Origin of the sequence: Bradyrhizobium sp. 61 (assembly GCF_023073075.1) — a bacterium.
Lineage (GTDB): Bacteria > Pseudomonadota > Alphaproteobacteria > Rhizobiales > Xanthobacteraceae > Bradyrhizobium > Bradyrhizobium barranii.
The window spans coordinates 23,760-40,000 of sequence record NZ_JADPIU010000001.1 but is presented as its reverse complement, the minus strand read 5'-3'; the positions used below and the strand labels follow the sequence as shown (position 1 = coordinate 40,000).

Here is a 16,241-nt window from a genome sequence, read left to right as displayed (position 1 = left end):
CAATCCGCCAAGCTTCGGCGGCGCGAACGCCAAAATGCCGAAAGGCGCCGGGCGGACGTAATACCGCCCGGCCGGCTCGTCGCAGTGTTCTTCAGCCTCGACGCTTTACAGGTTTTATGTCGCAACCCAAAGGAGATCGCTATGTCGATCCGTAGCCTGCTTGTTGCCGCAGCATTCGCCTCTCTGCAGCCCGCCCACGCCGATGGCCTGCGTCCGATTGATGCCATGAGCGTCGACGTTGGCGAACTGTCCGGTGTCGCCTACTACACCGTAGAGCGCGACGGATTCCATGTCGTAACGACCCTTGCACAGGGCATGACGGGAACGCCGATCCGTGTTGTGTGTGTTCTTGCCCCGGGTCAGAGCGTGGCGTTCTCAACACCGCACCAGGTAAATGCGCTCGAAATCAGCCGGAACGGCGACAGCGTGCTCGTCCGCAAGGTGAAATCGGTCTCGAACTAATTTCCGGCCAAATGGCGCCTTCCCAGCGAACGGGAAGGGCGATGAGCGTGATCAGCGGCAGAGCGGTCCATCGCATTTTCGCCGAACCTGCTCCACCGATCCATTTGAATTAGGAGTAGCCGAACATGAAAGAAGCCATTCTGCGCTCCGGCATCGACCGTCGTACCCTGCTCACGACGTTGGCGTTGCTTCCAGCCCTATCCGCGCCGCCCCTATCCGTCTCCGCGTCGGCCCTGACCGCTTCGCGGCGCGACGTGGCAGCGAGCGGTGCGTGCCAGTACCGGTGAAAGGGCGCCGGCGGCTCACGACATCCAGCTTCCAGAGTCTTAGCTTCATTCACAGCATCGAATCTAAATCGTGTTTGGAAGACAAATGCCCCTGTCAGTCATATGGCTCGTCACGTCCTTTGCGATCAGGCTGCTAGTCGTTCACTTCAAGCTCGCCATCCTTCTCAGGTCTCGCGCGAAGGCGCGTGTTCGGGGACCGGGCACCAAAGGGCGAGAGGGCGGGCGAGACGTCGTCCTGGTTGATGAAGACCTCTCGCCAAATGGATACCCGTGCGGACCATCTCCTGCCCGCACGAACAGTCGCTTGCGGCTGAAGTGAAAGCGTTGAAACCGAGGGAACATTCGCCATGCTTGGCTTAATGATGCAAACTCCGTTGCTCCTGTCGTCCATTCTCATGCACGCGGCGCGCTCCTTTCCCGATGTCGAGATCGTCTCCCGAACTCCCGACAAGCCCGATCACATCACGAGCTACAGCGGCCTTCTCGAGCGCAGCTCTCGGCTCGCAAATGCATTGGACTCGATCGGCATTAAGCCAGGCGATCGCGTGGCGACCTTAGCCTGGAATAGCTATCGGCATCTGGAGCTATACTTCGGCATTTCCGGAATGGGAGCCGTTTGCCACACGATCAATCCAAGGCTGTTCGTGGACCAGATCATATACATCATCAACCACGCCGAAGATGCGGTTGTATTCTTCGATCTGGCTTTTATCGATCTCGTACACTCTTTAATGCCGCAATGTCCGACTGTTGAAGCGTGGATATATCTGGGCGAGGCTGGCGACGCAAAGATCGTGGGAGCCAAAGGCTTCCCATCCTATGAAGGATTTCTCTCCGGGTGCTCGGAAGCCTATGCATGGCCGGAGTTCGACGAGAACACGGCATGCGGACTGTGCTACACGTCGGGAACGACAGGAAACCCAAAGGGTGTGCTGTATAGCCATCGCAGCGCCGTGCTGCATTCCTGCGCCGCAGCGCTCCCAGACGCTTGTCGCATTTCTCTGGATGATACGGTCGCGCTTGTCTCGCCGATGTTCCACGCAATGTCTTGGGGAATGCCGTATTGTGCAACGGCGACGGGTTCGAAGCTGGTGATGGCCGGCCAAAACGTCGACGGTGAGAGCCTGCACAGTTTGTTCGAGGACCACGGGGTGACTTTCGCCGGCGGCGTGCCGACGGTCTGGCTGGGCTATGTTCGATACCTGCAAAGCGCCGGCGTGAAGCCGACGACGCTCAATCGCGCGCTGATCGGTGGCACGGCATGTCCGGCCTCCCTGATGGAAACGCTGCAGGACGAATACGGAGTAGAAGTTCTGCATGGTTGGGGCATGACGGAAACCAGCCCGCTCGCGACGATCTCGAAGCCACTGCGCAAGCACATGACCTCGTCGAGAGCTGAACGGCGGTCTCGCCAGGTCAAACAAGGACGTGCGCTTTTCGGGGTCGAAATCGGGATTCGCGATGGCGACAACAGAAAACTCCCCCACGATGGCAAGGCAGTTGGCGACCTCGTGGTTCGGGGGCCCTGGATTGCCCGCGCGTATTACAAGATGCCGGAAAGCGAGCGTGCCGATGGCTGGTTTTTCACGGGTGATGTCGTCACGATCGACAGCGACGGTTATATGCAGGTTACGGATCGCTCGAAGGACGTCATCAAGTCCGGAGGCGAATGGATATCGTCTATCGAGCTCGAAAACCTGGCGATGGCCCACCCCGAAATCGTCGAAGCGGCGGTGATTGGTATTGCGCATCCAAAATGGGACGAACGCCCGCTCGTGCTTGCGGTCCGACGCCAGGGATCGAGGCTCGAGGCGCAAGATCTCCTGACCTTTTACGAGGGCAAGATCGCGAAGTGGTGGATGCCGGACGATGTTCTGTTCGTCGACGAGCTTCCGCACGGGGCGACCGGAAAAGTCCTGAAGACCAAATTGCACGAGCTTTACGGAAACCGCGATTCCGCCGCGATCAGCCAGACGGGCAACCCGCCCGCCGCCGAAGCCAACGGAGGTTCCTATGTCAGTCCGCAGCTCGCTTCTCGCAGCCGCCGTCACCTTCGCCTCACTCGGGGCCGCACACGCTAACGGCCTGCGGCCGATCGAGGGCCTGAGCATCAATCTCGGCGATGTATCCGGCGTCGCCTACTACACGGTCGAGCCCGATGGATTCCGCGTCGTTACGACTCTTGCACAGGGTGAAGCGGGAACGCCGATCCGCTTTGTGACAGTACTGGCGCCCGGTCAGCGCGTCGTCGTCTCAACGCCATACCAGGCACCCGGGCTCGAAATCAGCCGAAAGGGCGATGAACTGCTCGTCCGCAAGGCGAGCACGTTCTCCAATTGACCGTCAATTGGCACGCAAGCGTCGACGTCAAGGAGCCAAAGATGTCCACGATACATCTCCGCCAGCTATTTGGACGGCGCAGGCAGGATCGGCTTTCAAGTCGGGATCAAGCCTGATCCGCGATAGCTTTCGATCAGCACATCGAAGAGTTTCAGGTCTGCGCGGCTCCGCGCCATCAGCTGCGCGCCGGCAACGGCAGCGTAGATCGCGCGCGCCCTTGCTTCACGCTTGCTGGCGGGAACTGAAGCCGCAGCGAGCATCCTGGTCAGCCAGGCCACGTTGACATCGGCGAAGGCCTGCACCTCGGTTTTCACGGCGTCCGGCAGATCATCATATTCGGCTGCCATGAAGCTGCAGAGGCACATGCGATTGTCGTGCTCGAGCGATCGACGAAAAAGTCCCGGATAGGCCCGGAGCGCCTTTCTCGGATCTCCGTTCGCTTTTGAAAGAGCTTCGAGGTTCGCTGCCGTATCCTCCCAGTAGCGTCTCGCCACCGCCGCACCGAGCTCGGCCTTGCCGGGGAAGTGATGATAGATGCTCGCAGCCTTGATGCCGACTTCAGCTCCGATGTCGCGGAAGTTCAGCCCGCCATACCCGTGGGCCTGAGCTGTCCTGCGCGCTGCAGCCAGGATCGCTTCCTTCGCATTTTCGCTCATCGTGATCACCTTAACGTGTCCCTACCAAATGACAGGTAGGGATTGAAGTCCATAAATGCGAGAGACATGTCCAGCCTACCAAATGGCAGGTAGGACAGATATGATGGATAACATTGTTGGAATGGACGCCACCCGCATCGCCCAGCTGATCGCTCAACGGGAGCTTTCGCCCGTCGAGGTCATGCAGGCGCATCTCGACCGCATCGCGGCGGTCAATCCCAAGCTGAATGCGATCGTGACGCTGGCCGACGGCGCGATCGAAGGCGCCAGGACCGCCGAAGCGGCGGTGATGTCGGGCGCCCAGCTCGGCCCTCTCCATGGCGTTCCGTTCACCGTCAAGGACGGAATCGACACGGCGGGTGTGCTGACACAGCGCGGTTCGCCGATTTTCAGGGGGCGCGTGCCTGACACTGATGCCACCGTCGTGGCCAGGCTGAAGGCCGCCGGCGCCATTCTCATCGCAAAGACGAACCCGCCCGAATTTTCCTATTCGATCGAAACCGACAATCTCCTGACGGGCCAAACCAACAACCCCTGGAACCTCGACTACACTCCGGGCGGATCGAGCGGCGGTGAATCCGCTGCCATCGCAGCGGGCATGTCGCCACTCGGCGTGGGCAGCGATCTCTCGATCTCGTTGCGCGGCCCGGCAGCGCATACCGGTATCGTTGGATTCAAGGCCACTCACGGTCGAATGCCGATGACAGGCCACTGGCCCCGGGTGCCACGTCGCTTCTGGCATATCGGTCCGATGGCACGTTCGGTTCGTGATGTGGCACTGGCCTATTCCTTGATGGCAGGCCCTGACGGCGCCGACGGCTTCTCGGTCAGCTCGCCCGGCCTCGATACGGGGATAGGTACGAAATCGACCCGTGAGCTTCGCGTGGGCTGGATGGCCTCTCCGGGCTTCTTCGGACCCATCGATCCGGAAGTGGTCGCGACCGTGAAGGCAGCGGCACATGCGCTGAGCATTGCCGGCTACCACGTCGAACAGGTCCGGTTGCCAGTGGTGGAGCAGACCGATGCCAACAGCGTGCTCTGGCAGCTCCAGCAGATGGAATCCCGGCGCGAGTTCGAGAAGGTCACCGCCGGCCATGAGGCCGAGATCTTTAGGCACGCCAAACTGGTCCTTGATGCACCCGATACGCCGATCGCCGATTTCGTCGCCGCCGAGCAGGCCATAGAGCGCCTTCGCGACAGCTTCGCCGAATACTTCCAGCGCTACGATGTGCTGCTCTGTCCGGTGACCCCGTTCCCGGCGACCAAACACGGTCTCAAGGACCTCGTGGTCGATGGCGTGACGGTTTCGCCCTTCCACGTGATGAGCGCGACATCACCGTTCAGCCTGACGGGAATGCCCGCTCTATCAATGCGGTTTGGAACGAGCCACGATGGCCTTCCGATCGGCGTACAACTCGTCTCCTCCTGGCTGGCGGAATCGACGGTGCTCAAGGTCGCCTCGCTCCTCGAGGAGGTGAGCCCCGTTCGCGACCTTCATCCGACTATCTGACGATGAAAGGGCGGGATTCATCCCGCCCTCTCCCCTGAGAGCATCCACCATGAACGATGAGCTGACGATATCGCGGCTTGCTCAATCAACCGACGGTCACGTTCAATTGCGTCGCAAATCCTGGTGCGCTCCGGTCATTGTTGCCGTCCATAGGTTCGCTATCGGTTGCCGCTCCCTTCCCTCATGAAGTTCCCGCGCGCGCCGGACCATCACCGGAAGCAGGACGTCATGAAGGCACACAGCAGCGCTCTCGAAGAGGCCGAGAAGGATGATCAGAATGAACATTCAAGTCTCGCTCACACCGACGCGCAGCCGATCGACCTGAATTCCCTGCAGACATTCGTCGCTGTCGTGCGCGCCGGCGGATTTGCGGCGGCAGCCCGCGAAACCAACACGCCGAGGTCGTCCGTCAGCTTGCGCATCCGCAGCCTGGAGGCGGCGCTCGGTGCGCGGCTCTTCAAGAGGTCCACGCGCGCTTTTGCCCTCACGGCCGCAGGACGAGAACTCTACCAGCGTTCGGCTGGCGCGCTTGCCCTGCTTGTCAACGCGCTCCGGGGGGTAAGCGGTGCTGACGACCCATATGCCGGCGAAATCCGCATCACGCTGCCGGCCGACTTTCCGGTCAGGATCGTGGCAGCCGCGATCGGGGATTTCAGAAACGAACACCCCAATGTGCGCTTTGAGGTGTCGCTCACGAACGACGTGCTCGATCTCATCTCCCAGGATATTGATATTGCGCTCCGCATCGGAGCGGCCAATCCTCAGGAAGCCCTGATCAAGGGCGCAATCGACATGAAGTTTGGTCTTTATGCGAGCGCAGACTATGTGAGCAGTCACGGGATCCCCGTCGATATTCGCGACGCGTCGACCTTGATCGGGCCATCGAGGCGTGAATTGCTGCGCCTTCTATCCCGCTCCTTGCCGGGCGGGGCGACGTGGCCCGCCTTTCATGTCGCGGTCGACTCCTTCGCTCTTGCTCGTGAACTTGTGCTGAATCACCAGGGGATTGGTCTGCTTCCGGAAGCCCTCTGCAGAGTGGAATACGCATCGGGGCTCGTCGTGCCGATTTTGCCAGAGCAGTTCTCCGGGACGATCCGCCTGCATCTCACATATCCGTCGCGGGCCGATCTAAGCGCCAAGGTCGCGGATTTTACCCGTGTGTTCGAGCGACACCTTGCAGCTGCGGGGCGGTGATTTCCGTTGTTGTCGTTATTCATGCCGACAGTTTGAGGTGGACCGTTCGGGCAGCAGAACTGGTCTTCAGGAAACTCCGATGCCAATTGGCCAGAACTACAGCCGCTGTGGCTTGCGGAGGGGGACTAATCCGCAGCCCTCCCGCATGCAATCTATCGAGCTCCGAAGTCAATGGAGCCTTGGCCAATGCAGAGCGTCATCACGACGAAGTTCGAAACGACCGAATTTGCCGGTCTCACGACGAAAATTATCAATCCGCAGGAGAGCCCGTTCACGGTGCTGGACATGACCATCAAGCCGGGCTTCGGCGCACCCGCCCACATCTCCGAGGAGGAGGACAAGCTGTTTGTCCTCCTGGAGGGCCAGGTGAAATACCTCGTGGGAGACCAGACCGAGGTCGCTGGACCCGGTTCGCGGATTCTCGTGCCGAGAGGAGTTGTTCACGGCTTCACCAATGAGGGGCCGGCCGACGCGAGACACATCCTCGTCTCCACGCCGCGTCGTCACGAGGAATTCTTCCGCGATCTGCACAGGATCCCCGAGCCGCGCGAGCAGCACATGGACATGCTGCCGACGATCGCAGCGCGCAACGGCCAACGGATAGTTGGTCCGCTCCCATGACACGATGGGCAGCACCGAACGCGCGTATCGCCGCGATTTCGACGTCCCTAGGCCACCCTCCACCTCCCGTCCCCCGCGCGCTTCAGCGCGGGGTCGCTCACCCGCACATGCTCGGCGAGAAAATCGATGAACGCGCGCACGCGCGCGGGCAGGGGCGCGGTGTGGCCGACATAGACGGCGTGGATGTCTTCGCGGTCGCTGGGATTGTAGCTTTGCAGCACCGGGACGAGGCGGCCCGATTCGATGTCGGGGCCGATGTGGAAGAGGGCGAGGCGGGCGAGGCCGACGCCGCCGAGGGCGAGGCGGCGGGCGATTTCGCCGTCGCTGGCGCGCGCGGCCGGTGGCGGCATGGCTTCCTCGGTGCGGTCGCCGCGCCGGAATGGCCAGCCGCCGCGGATGCGCGGAAAGGTCCAGCCGATGCCGCGGTGCTCGGTGAGATCTGCCGGCGTCTTCGGCGTGCCGAAGCGCGCCAGATAGTTCGGGGTGCCGACGACGACCATGCGGCTGGTGCCGAGCTTTCGCGCGACCAGGCGTGAGGCTTTCAGGGGCCCGACGCGGATGGCGACGTCGGCGCGCTCCTGCATCAGATCGATCAGCGTATCGGTGAGCACAAGATCGAGCGTGATCTCGGGATGCCGTTCGAGGAAGCGCGGGATCAGGGGCATCATATGCAACATGCCGAAGGGAATGTTGCAGTTGACCGTGAGGCGGCCGCGCGGCGCCGCGCCTGAAGCCGCCTCGCGCTCGGCCTCTTCCATCTCTCCGAGGATGCGCACGGCGCGCTGGTAGAAGGCCTGGCCTTCCTCCGTCAGCGTCAGCTTGCGCGTGGTGCGGTTGATCAGCCGCGAGCCGAGGCGCGTCTCCAGCCGCGAGATCAGCTTGCTGACGCCCGACGGCGTCAGGCGCAGTTTTCGCGCGGCCTGGGTGAACCCGCCGAGATCGATGACGCGGACGAAAACCTCCATCTCGGCGGAGCGGTTGGTGTCGAAACGGGCCATGTTGAATTCACGTCATAAATGATTGGATTGCGGACATCCTAATGGTTTTGCGGCGCTGCGGCTATCTGCGTGGCTCGTCCCTCGCATTGGAGCCACGCATGCCTCCCGCCGTCCTCGCCCTCACCGCCGGTGCCTTCGGCATCGGCACCACCGAGTTCATCATCATGGGCCTGCTGCTCCAGGTCGCCGCGGACATGCATGTCTCCGTGCCGGTCGCGGGGCTGCTGATCTCCGGCTATGCGCTCGGCGTCTTCGTCGGCGCGCCTGTGCTGACGCTGGCGACGCGGCGGATGCCGCGGAAAACCGTCCTTCTCGCCCTGATGGCGATCTTCACGCTCGGCAATGCCGCTTGCGCGCTGGCGCCGAACTACGAATGGCTGATGGCGGCGCGGGTGCTGACCTCGCTCGCCCACGGCACCTTCTTCGGCGTCGGCTCGGTGGTCGCCACCAGCCTCGTCGCCGAGGACAAGCGCGCGTCGGCGATTGCGACCATGTTCATCGGCCTGACGGTCGCGACACTCCTGGGCGTGCCCTTCGGCGCCTGGTTCGGCCTGATGCTCGGCTGGCGCGCGGCCTTCTGGGCGGTGACGGTGATCGGCGTGATCGCCTTTGTGGTGGTGGCGGCGCTTGTGCCCGGCCATGTCGGCAATGGCGACAAGCGGATCTCGCTCTCCGAGGAGGTCGCGGTGCTCGGCCGTCCGCAGGTGCTGCTCGGCCTCGCCATGACCGTGTTCGGCTTTGCCGGCCTGTTCGTCGTCTTCACCTATATCCAGCCGATCCTGACGCGCTTCACCGGTTTCTCGGAAGCCGCGGTGTCGCCGATCCTGCTGGTGTTCGGTGCAGGTCTTGCGATCGGCAATGTCGCCGGCGGCAAGCTCGCCGATCGCGGCCTTGCGCGTGCCCTGATCGGCACGCTCGCTGCGCTCGCCATCGTGCTGCTTGGCCTTGCTGCAGTGCTGTCGGTCAAGATCGCAGCCATCGCGCTGATCCTACTGCTCGGCATCGCGGCCTTTGCGACTGTCGCGCCACTCCAGCTTCGCGTGCTGGAAGCCGCCGGCCCCAGCGGCCGCACGCTCGCCTCCAGCCTCAACATCGCCGCCTTCAATCTCGGCAACGCGCTCGGCGCCTGGGCGGGCGGCGTCACCATCGATCGCGGGCTCGGTCTCTCCGCGCTGCCGCTGGTCGCGGCCGGCATCACGGCCGTCGGTCTCGTGCTCGCGCTATGGAGCCTTCAGCTCGATCGAACGCAGCCCGCAGTCGCGGCGTGCCCGGCGGAATAGGAGAATGATCATGGAATATCGCAATCTCGGCGCCTCCGGCCTCAGGGTACCCGTTCTCAGCTTCGGCACCGGCACGTTTGGCGGCCAGGGCCCGCTATTCTCGGCCTGGGGCCGCAGCGGCGCCGAAGAAGCGCGCAGGCTGGTCGACATCTGTCTCGAGGCCGGCGTCAATCTGTTCGACAGCGCCGATGTCTGTTCGAATGGCGCATCAGAGGAAATCCTCGGCGCCGCGATCAGGGGACGCCGCGACAAGGTGCTGATCTCCACCAAGATGAGCCTGCCGATGGGCGACGGTCCGCTCGATGCCGGCTCTTCGCGGTATCGTCTGGTCGCCTCGGTCGAAGCTGCGCTGCGCCGGCTCGGTACCGATTACCTCGATCTGCTCCAGCTTCACGCCTTCGATGCGTTCACGCCGATCGAGGAGGTCCTGTCCACGCTCGATACGCTCGTACGTGCCGGCAAGCTGCGCTATGTCGGTGTCTCCAATTTCGCCGGCTGGCAGCTGATGAAGTCGCTCTCCATCGCCGACCGGCACGGCTGGCCGCGCCATGTCGCGCATCAGGTTTATTACTCGCTGCTCGGCCGCGACTATGAATGGGAACTGATGCCGCTCGCACGCGACCAGGGCGTCGGCGCGCTGGTCTGGAGCCCGCTCGGCTGGGGCCGGCTCACCGGCAAGATCGGGCGCGGAAAGCCGCTTCCCGCGAACAGCCGTCTGCGCGCCACCGCGCAGTTCGGTCCGCCCGTGGACGAAGAGCGGCTCTATGCCATCGTCGACGTGCTTGATACGATCGCCGCGGAGACCGGCCGCACCGTGCCGCAAATCGCGATTGCCTGGCTGCTGTCGCGTCCCACCGTATCCTCGGTGATCATCGGCGCCCGCGACGAAGCGCAGTTGCGCGACAATCTCGGCGCGGTTGGCTGGTCGCTGAGCGCTGCGCAGATCGCGCGTCTCGACGAGGTCAGCGCCGTGATGCCGCCTTATCCCTACTACCCCTATCGCATCCAGGAGGGCTTTACGCGCCTCAATCCGCCGCTGGTGTGACGAACGACTAGTAAAAAGCCGCGATCGCCGTCGCGATTCCCGCTGGAAGATTCGGCTCGCTCTTCAGCGTGTCCAGAAACGCGGGATCGCCTGATACCGTGAGGCCATCCAGCTTGATCGGCTGCAGCGGCTCGGCCGCTGCCGCGACCGCCGCCAAATCCGGACCGGTCCTGACGCCATTATACTCCAGCCGCGGGCGGAGCTGGACATTGTTGCCGAACTGCTCGTCGAGCGCGAGGCGCCATCCGGTGCGTGACACCGCTCCGCGGGCGATCGCATCACTCATGGCGAGGCTGTGCGGTTGCAAGGTGCCGAGATTGCCGAGCGCGGCACGGAGGCGGCTCGTCGCCTCCGCCAGCGTGATCCTCTCGATCCCGGGATCCTGGTCGGGCGAGGTGAAGTCGATCACCCGCGCGCTGCTGCCGATCTTGAGCGCCTCGCCGATTCCGCCCGCCTTCTGCATGACCGTCTTCGTCCCATAACGGGCTCGTCCGCCGATGGTGACCAGAACGATGTCCTGCTCACGCGATTTGATCAGATGAGCGTAGGGATCGCCGGTGACTCCTTTCACGAGCAGAAGGTCGGCGAACTTGCCATTGGCAATCGATCCCAGCTTCGTATCCCACTTGAGGATCGCGGCCGGATTGCGCGTCGCCATCGAGACGATGTCGTAGTCGCTGAAGCCGAGATTGAAATGCGCGGACACGACCTTGGCCGCCTTCAGCTCGCCGAGCAGGTTCTTGCTGCCGGACGGCGACCAGTCAGAACCGAGCGCAATGGTGAGGCCGGCCGTGCGCGCGGCAACGACATTGGTCGTCTTTCCGTAGAGCAGGAGATTGCTCAGGGGCGACCAGACGACCTTGGCATGGTTTTCGGCCATCGTTCCGAAGTCGGTCGCATCGAGTGCCGTGCAATGAATGCCGGCGAGTGACGGCTCGATCGCCCAATCTCCCTCGGAATTGCGCAAGGCGAGGAAGTGGCTATGCGCCTTGGTGTCGATGCCTTCGCTGAGATGCAGCAGGAAGCACGATGACGATTTCAACTCGTTGTCGAACTTCGCCCAGTCCTCGGCATCTATGTCGGGAATCTTAGAGTGTGCCTTCGGCAGATCGGGAGGGCTGCCGATCTCGGCGGCGCGCAACGCGCCCTTGTAATATTTGTGGATCGTGCCGCTCCAGTTCGACAGCGTGATCCCCTGGCTCGTCGTGGTCCCTGCGACCATGCACTTGGCTTCGACATAGCGGACCAGGGCCGGCAGCAGCGAGCCGTCGTCGGCCAGCGCGATCGCGCTCATGGGGCCGGTGACCGACGTCTTGTACGATTTGGCATTCTGCCATTGGTCGCGATTGCCATAGGACTGCGGCACGCGCCAGAGCGGCAGGATGTTGTAGCTCAGGTGATTATGCAGCTCGATCAGGCCAGGATAGATGGTGCCGCCGGTCGCCACTGCAACGACGGCCTCGAAGCCTGCCGGGGCCGGCTGTCCCTTGGGTACGATCGCCGCGATGCGATTGTCCTCGATGAAGATCGTCCCGCTCTTGATGACGTCGCTCTCAGTGGTCATCGTCACGATCCGCCCGCTCAGGGCCCATCGTTTCGGGTTGGCAGCCGGGCTCATGGGATCACTCCGTCGGGGATGGTGATCGTGATCGTGCGCCGCTTGGTGGCCGCGTCGGCGCCCTGGCGCACGGCCCATGGCGTGTCTCCGCGCATCCACGCCGGCAGTCCGGCGGGAAGATCCTTTGCGATGATGTCGAAGAGCTCACTCGGCTTGAAGGCGTCGCCATACAGCACGAGCGTCGTCGGCACGTCGGGATGCTGGACCTCAGGTGCGAGAGCCGCGAGCGCGGCATTCCACTTGGTCAGCATGATCTTGGTGTTCGCGGCCCGCGTCGCGTTATCGTGGGCCGAGCTTTCCGGCCAGGTCGGGTGGGTGATGTGCTGATACGCGAGGGTCTTGTAGGCCGCGCCATCGGGCGTCTTGAGCCAGGCCTTCCACGCCTCGTCGGCGAGGCCGCCAAGCGAGACAACGGCTTCGATATTGCCCGACGCAAGCACGGCCTTGAACCATTTGTTGCGATACTCGACGATGCCCGGCTCGTTCTTGTGCTTGTTGCCGCCGCTCTGCCCGTAGACGCTGTACAGGAAGGTGTTCACCATCACGTAGCTCCGCGTGATGCCGAGCTTGGCGAGAAAGCCCTGAGTGCGGCGCCCCGCGGTGCCGACTAGAATTCTGCGCACGATCGTCTCGTGCTGGGCGGGATCCTGACCGACGACGAGCACACGCGCCGATCCGTCGAGCCGGCCGCGGTGAAAGATCGGCCCCCATTCAATCCGGAAATCGTCGGGATCGTAGGTTTCAGCGCCCGGATAGTCGGCGCACAGATCACGAAATGGTTGCTGGTCGTATCCGCTGTCGAATTCCACGAGCATGGCAAATGCTCCGATGCGTCACTGTCAGAATAGCTACGTCAAAAACCTAATCGCCATGGCACAATCCTGATGGCACAATCTTGGCGGTGGTTTGTTCCATCATTCAACCAGTATATGGGTCAGGAGAGCGGGGCCAAAGGTTCATGCGCGTCTCTCGCGCCGGCCCGTGGCAGAGCGTCGCGGCGACGCGCCATGCAGAAACGCGCCTGTACACGCTCGCGTGATCTCCATAACCTCCGCCGCGCAATTTTTTGGAGATGCGGCGTGGCGAAGAAGACGGCGACGAAGAAGAAAAGTGTTGCAAGGAAAGTAACGAAGACCTCGGTCAAGGCGAGCACCGCCCGCAAGGTGGCCGTTGCGAAGGCGGTCAAGAAGACGGTCAAGAAGCCGGCACCGCGTAAGTCGGCCACGGCACGCCGTCCGAAAGGTCCGGTCTGGCAATGGTCCGCGGTCGACACCGCAGCCGCGATCCGCAACGGCGCGATCTCCGCGGTCGAGACCGTCGAAGCGCATCTCGAACGGATGCGCGCCGTCAATCCGCGGCTGAACGCGGTTGTCGTCGATCTCAGCGAGGAAGCGCTGAAGGCTGCGCATACGGCCGACAAGCAGCGCGGCAGGGGCGGCGCGCTCGGCCTGCTGCACGGCGTGCCCATCACGATCAAGGAGAATGTCGACTACGAAGGCCGGCCGAATTTCAACGGCGTGCCCGCCAACAAGGATCTTATCGCGCCGTCGGATTCGCCCGTGGTGCGCAATCTCAAGAAAGCCGGCGCGATCGTCATCGGCCTCACCAACACGCCGGAATTCTCCTTCCGCGGCTTCACCGACAATCCGCTGCACGGGCTGACGCTGAACCCCTGGGACCCGAACATCACCTGCGGCGGTTCCTCGGGCGGAGCGGGCTCGGCAGTGGCCGCCGGCATCGGCACCATCGCCCATGGCAACGACATCGGCGGCTCGCTGCGCTGGCCGGCGCATTGCAACGGCGTCGCCACCATCAAGCCGACGCAGGGTCGGATCCCCGCCTTCAACGGAAGCGCAACGGCGGAGCGGCCGATGCTGGCGCATCTGATGTCGGCGCAGGGCCCGCTCGCCCGTCACGTCGGCGACGTCCGCCTCGCGCTCGATGTGATGAGCCAGCGCGATCCGCGCGATCCCTGGTGGGTGCCGGCGCCGCTGGCCGGGCCGAAGCCGAAGGGACCGATCAAGGTCGCACTGGCCAGGATCCCGGAGGACATGGACGTCGATCCGTCCGTCCGCGCGGCGCTGCGGCAGGCCGCCGATCACCTGGAGCGTTCCGGCTACCGCGTGACCGAGGTCGATGTCCCCGACATCGACGGCGTCTGGCAGACCTGGTGCGACATCATCACCAACGAGACCGTGGTGATGCAGGAGGCCGGCATGCTGAAGGTGACGTCCGAGGACTTCCACAAGGCCTGGGGCGGCATGAAGACCAAGGCCAATGTGCTTGATCTCAAGGCCTGGATGCAGGCGACGGCCGCACGCAACGGCCATATCCGTGCCTGGCAATTGTTCTTCGAGGAGTATCCGGTCGTGCTGGCGCCGACCACGGTGAAGCCGACGCCGGGTCCGCGCGACGACACCGTCAGTGCCGATCGCGTGAAGGAAATCTTCTGGGGCGAGATCCGCTTCATCTCCGCCATCAACGTGCTGGGCCTGCCCGGCGCGGTGGTGCCGGTGACCCTGCATGACGGCAAGCCGATCGGCGTGCAGCTCATTGCGGGACGCTATCGCGAGGACCTCGCGCTCGATGCGGCGGCCGCGATCGAGAAGCGTGCCGGTGTGCTCGCCCACCGGCTCTGGGAGACGATGGAGTAGGGAGTACTCTCACCCTCTCCCCTTCTTGTGGGAGAGGGTGGCTCGCCGCGCAGCGGCGCGACGGGTCTCTCCCGCGCGTTAAGGTGTACGAATTCATTAATCCAATTCGATTCAAGTTTTAGCCAATTCACCAACAATCGTTAGGGTTACTTCCTCGATCTCTAGGCGAATTATTGCCCGCTTTACCACCCGCCTCTAACAGAGGAACGGCGGACAACGCACATGCCTCATACAGGCCAATAAGTGCGGCCCGCTCCACGCGGAGGTGGCACGATGCGCAACGAGACGATCGCTATTCACGCCGGCTACGAGCCCGAAGCCACCACGCACGCGGTTGCCGTGCCGATCTACCAGACCGCGGCCTATGCCTTCGACAGCGCCGATCACGGCGCCGCGCTCTTCAATCTCGAGGCCGAAGGTTTTCGCTACAGCCGCATCGCCAATCCGACCAGCGCGGTGCTGGAGAAGCGTATCGCGCAGCTCGAAGGCGGCGTCGGCGCGCTCGCGGTCGCGACCGGCCAGGCTGCGCTGCATTTCGCCTTCGTCAACGTCGCCGATCACGGCGGCAACATCGTTTCCGTGCCGCAGCTCTACGGCACCACGCACACGCTGCTCTCGCACATCCTGCCGCGGCAGGGCATCACCGGCCGTTTCGCCGACAGCGACAAGCCGGATGCGATCGCAAAACTGATCGACGAGAACACACGCGCCGTGTTCGCCGAAACCATCGGCAATCCCGCCGGCAATGTCTGCGACATCGAAGCTCTCGCCAAGATCGCGCATGCGCACGACGTGCCGCTGATCGTGGACAACACCGTCGCGACCCCGATCCTGCTCAAGCCGTTCGATTACGGCGCCGACATCGCCGTGCATTCGCTCACCAAGTTTCTGGGCGGCCACGGCACCACGCTCGGTGGTGCGATCGTCGATTCCGGAAATTTCCCCTGGGCCAAGCACGCCGACCGCTTCCCCGGCTACAACAAGCCGGACGCCTCCTATCACGGCCTCGTCTATGCCGAGCGCTTCGGCAAGACCGCCTATATCGAGCGCGCGCGGAGTATCTATCAGCGCACCATGGGCTCGGTGCTGTCGCCCTTCAACGCCTTCCTGCTGCTCCAGGGCATCGAGACCGTCGCGCTGCGTATGGAGCGCCATGTCGAGAACGCCCGCAAGGTCGCCGAATTCCTGCGCAAGGACTCGCGCGTTGCCTGGGTCAACTACACCGGCTTTCCGGACAGCCCGTACTATCCGCTCGTTCAGAAATACCTCGACGGTAATGCTTCCTCGCTGTTCACCTTCGGCATCAAGGGCGGCATGGAGGCCGGCAAGACCTTCTACGATGCGCTGAAGCTGATCACGCGCCTGGTCAATATCGGCGATGCCAAGTCGCTGGCATGCCATCCGGCCTCGACCACCCACCGGCAGATGTCGGCGGAGCAGCAGCGCGTCGCCGGCGTGCTGCCGGAGACGATCCGCCTCTCGATCGGCATCGAGCATTCCGCAGATATTATCGAGGACATCGACCAGGCGCTCGAGAAGGCCTGCCCGTCGGCACGCCTCCAGGCCGCGGAGTAGG

Annotated in this window: 15 protein-coding genes; 11 read left to right on the top strand and 4 right to left on the bottom strand. The window is 63.3% G+C overall.

The annotated features are described in order from the left end of the window. Positions 1-141: 141 nt before the first annotated feature. From IVB46_RS00205 to IVB46_RS00190, 4 genes are all read left to right on the top strand, one after another. The gene (locus tag IVB46_RS00205) at positions 142-462 is read left to right on the top strand and encodes a hypothetical protein (RefSeq protein ID WP_085403633.1); all 321 of its coding nucleotides are present in this window, start codon (positions 142-144) and stop codon (positions 460-462) included. Between the two features lie 125 nt (positions 463-587). After that, a complete protein-coding gene (locus tag IVB46_RS00200; protein ID WP_247314734.1) occupies positions 588-749 on the top strand; it encodes a hypothetical protein in 162 nt (53 codons plus the stop codon). A gap of 347 nt (positions 750-1,096) precedes the next feature. Next, positions 1,097-2,830, top strand: coding sequence for a long-chain-fatty-acid--CoA ligase (locus tag IVB46_RS00195; RefSeq protein ID WP_247314732.1), 1,734 nt, complete (start codon positions 1,097-1,099; stop codon positions 2,828-2,830). After that, the gene (locus tag IVB46_RS00190; RefSeq protein ID WP_247314730.1) at positions 2,763-3,089 is read left to right on the top strand and encodes a hypothetical protein; all 327 of its coding nucleotides are present in this window, start codon (positions 2,763-2,765) and stop codon (positions 3,087-3,089) included. Before IVB46_RS00195 ends, IVB46_RS00190 begins: the two co-directional genes overlap by 68 nt. Before the next feature lie 95 nt (positions 3,090-3,184). Here the strand turns inward: IVB46_RS00190 and IVB46_RS00185 are convergent, their stop codons facing one another. Next, positions 3,185-3,745: a TetR/AcrR family transcriptional regulator gene (locus IVB46_RS00185; protein WP_247314727.1), complete on the bottom strand. Its 561-nt coding sequence runs from the start codon at positions 3,743-3,745 to the stop codon at positions 3,185-3,187. 100 nt (positions 3,746-3,845) lie between these two features. On the opposite strand from IVB46_RS00185, the gene IVB46_RS00180 reads away from it, so the two are divergent. The 3 genes from IVB46_RS00180 to IVB46_RS00170 all read left to right on the top strand — a co-directional run bounded on the left by IVB46_RS00180 (position 3,846) and on the right by IVB46_RS00170 (position 7,070). Next, positions 3,846-5,255, top strand: coding sequence for an amidase (locus IVB46_RS00180; RefSeq protein ID WP_247314725.1), 1,410 nt, complete (start codon positions 3,846-3,848; stop codon positions 5,253-5,255). Positions 5,256-5,483: 228 nt separating this feature from the next. After that, positions 5,484-6,449: a LysR family transcriptional regulator gene (locus IVB46_RS00175; protein WP_247314723.1), complete on the top strand. Its 966-nt coding sequence runs from the start codon at positions 5,484-5,486 to the stop codon at positions 6,447-6,449. 186 nt (positions 6,450-6,635) lie between these two features. Continuing rightward, positions 6,636-7,070, top strand: a complete 435-nt coding sequence (locus IVB46_RS00170) for a cupin domain-containing protein (RefSeq protein ID WP_014490468.1) — start codon at positions 6,636-6,638, stop codon at positions 7,068-7,070. 47 nt (positions 7,071-7,117) lie between these two features. Here IVB46_RS00170 and IVB46_RS00165 read toward each other — a convergent pair whose 3' ends face one another. Further along, a complete protein-coding gene (locus tag IVB46_RS00165) occupies positions 7,118-8,068 on the bottom strand; it encodes a LysR family transcriptional regulator (protein ID WP_247314721.1) in 951 nt (316 codons plus the stop codon). A 98-nt stretch (positions 8,069-8,166) separates the two neighbouring features. On the opposite strand from IVB46_RS00165, the gene IVB46_RS00160 reads away from it, so the two are divergent. Together IVB46_RS00160 and IVB46_RS00155 are read left to right on the top strand one after the other, a co-directional pair. After that, a complete protein-coding gene (locus tag IVB46_RS00160; RefSeq protein ID WP_247314719.1) occupies positions 8,167-9,348 on the top strand; it encodes an MFS transporter in 1,182 nt (393 codons plus the stop codon). Between the two features lie 10 nt (positions 9,349-9,358). After that, positions 9,359-10,393, top strand: a complete 1,035-nt coding sequence (locus IVB46_RS00155; protein ID WP_247314717.1) for an aldo/keto reductase — start codon at positions 9,359-9,361, stop codon at positions 10,391-10,393. A gap of 7 nt (positions 10,394-10,400) precedes the next feature. Here IVB46_RS00155 and IVB46_RS00150 read toward each other — a convergent pair whose 3' ends face one another. After that, on the bottom strand, positions 10,401-12,011 hold the full coding sequence (locus IVB46_RS00150; protein ID WP_247341602.1) for an amidohydrolase family protein: 1,611 nt from the start codon (positions 12,009-12,011) through the stop codon (positions 10,401-10,403). Further along, positions 12,008-12,826 (bottom strand): uracil-DNA glycosylase family protein, encoded by an 819-nt coding sequence (locus IVB46_RS00145; RefSeq protein WP_247314712.1) that lies wholly within the window; start codon positions 12,824-12,826, stop codon positions 12,008-12,010. The genes IVB46_RS00150 and IVB46_RS00145 overlap by 4 nt, the downstream gene beginning before the upstream one ends. Before the next feature lie 264 nt (positions 12,827-13,090). Between IVB46_RS00145 and IVB46_RS00140 the strand changes: the two genes are divergently transcribed. Continuing rightward, positions 13,091-14,665 (top strand): amidase family protein, encoded by a 1,575-nt coding sequence (locus IVB46_RS00140; RefSeq protein WP_247314710.1) that lies wholly within the window; start codon positions 13,091-13,093, stop codon positions 14,663-14,665. 273 nt (positions 14,666-14,938) lie between these two features. Then, positions 14,939-16,240: an O-acetylhomoserine aminocarboxypropyltransferase/cysteine synthase family protein gene (locus IVB46_RS00135; RefSeq protein ID WP_247314708.1), complete on the top strand. Its 1,302-nt coding sequence runs from the start codon at positions 14,939-14,941 to the stop codon at positions 16,238-16,240. The last annotated feature ends 1 nt before the right edge of the window (position 16,241 follow it).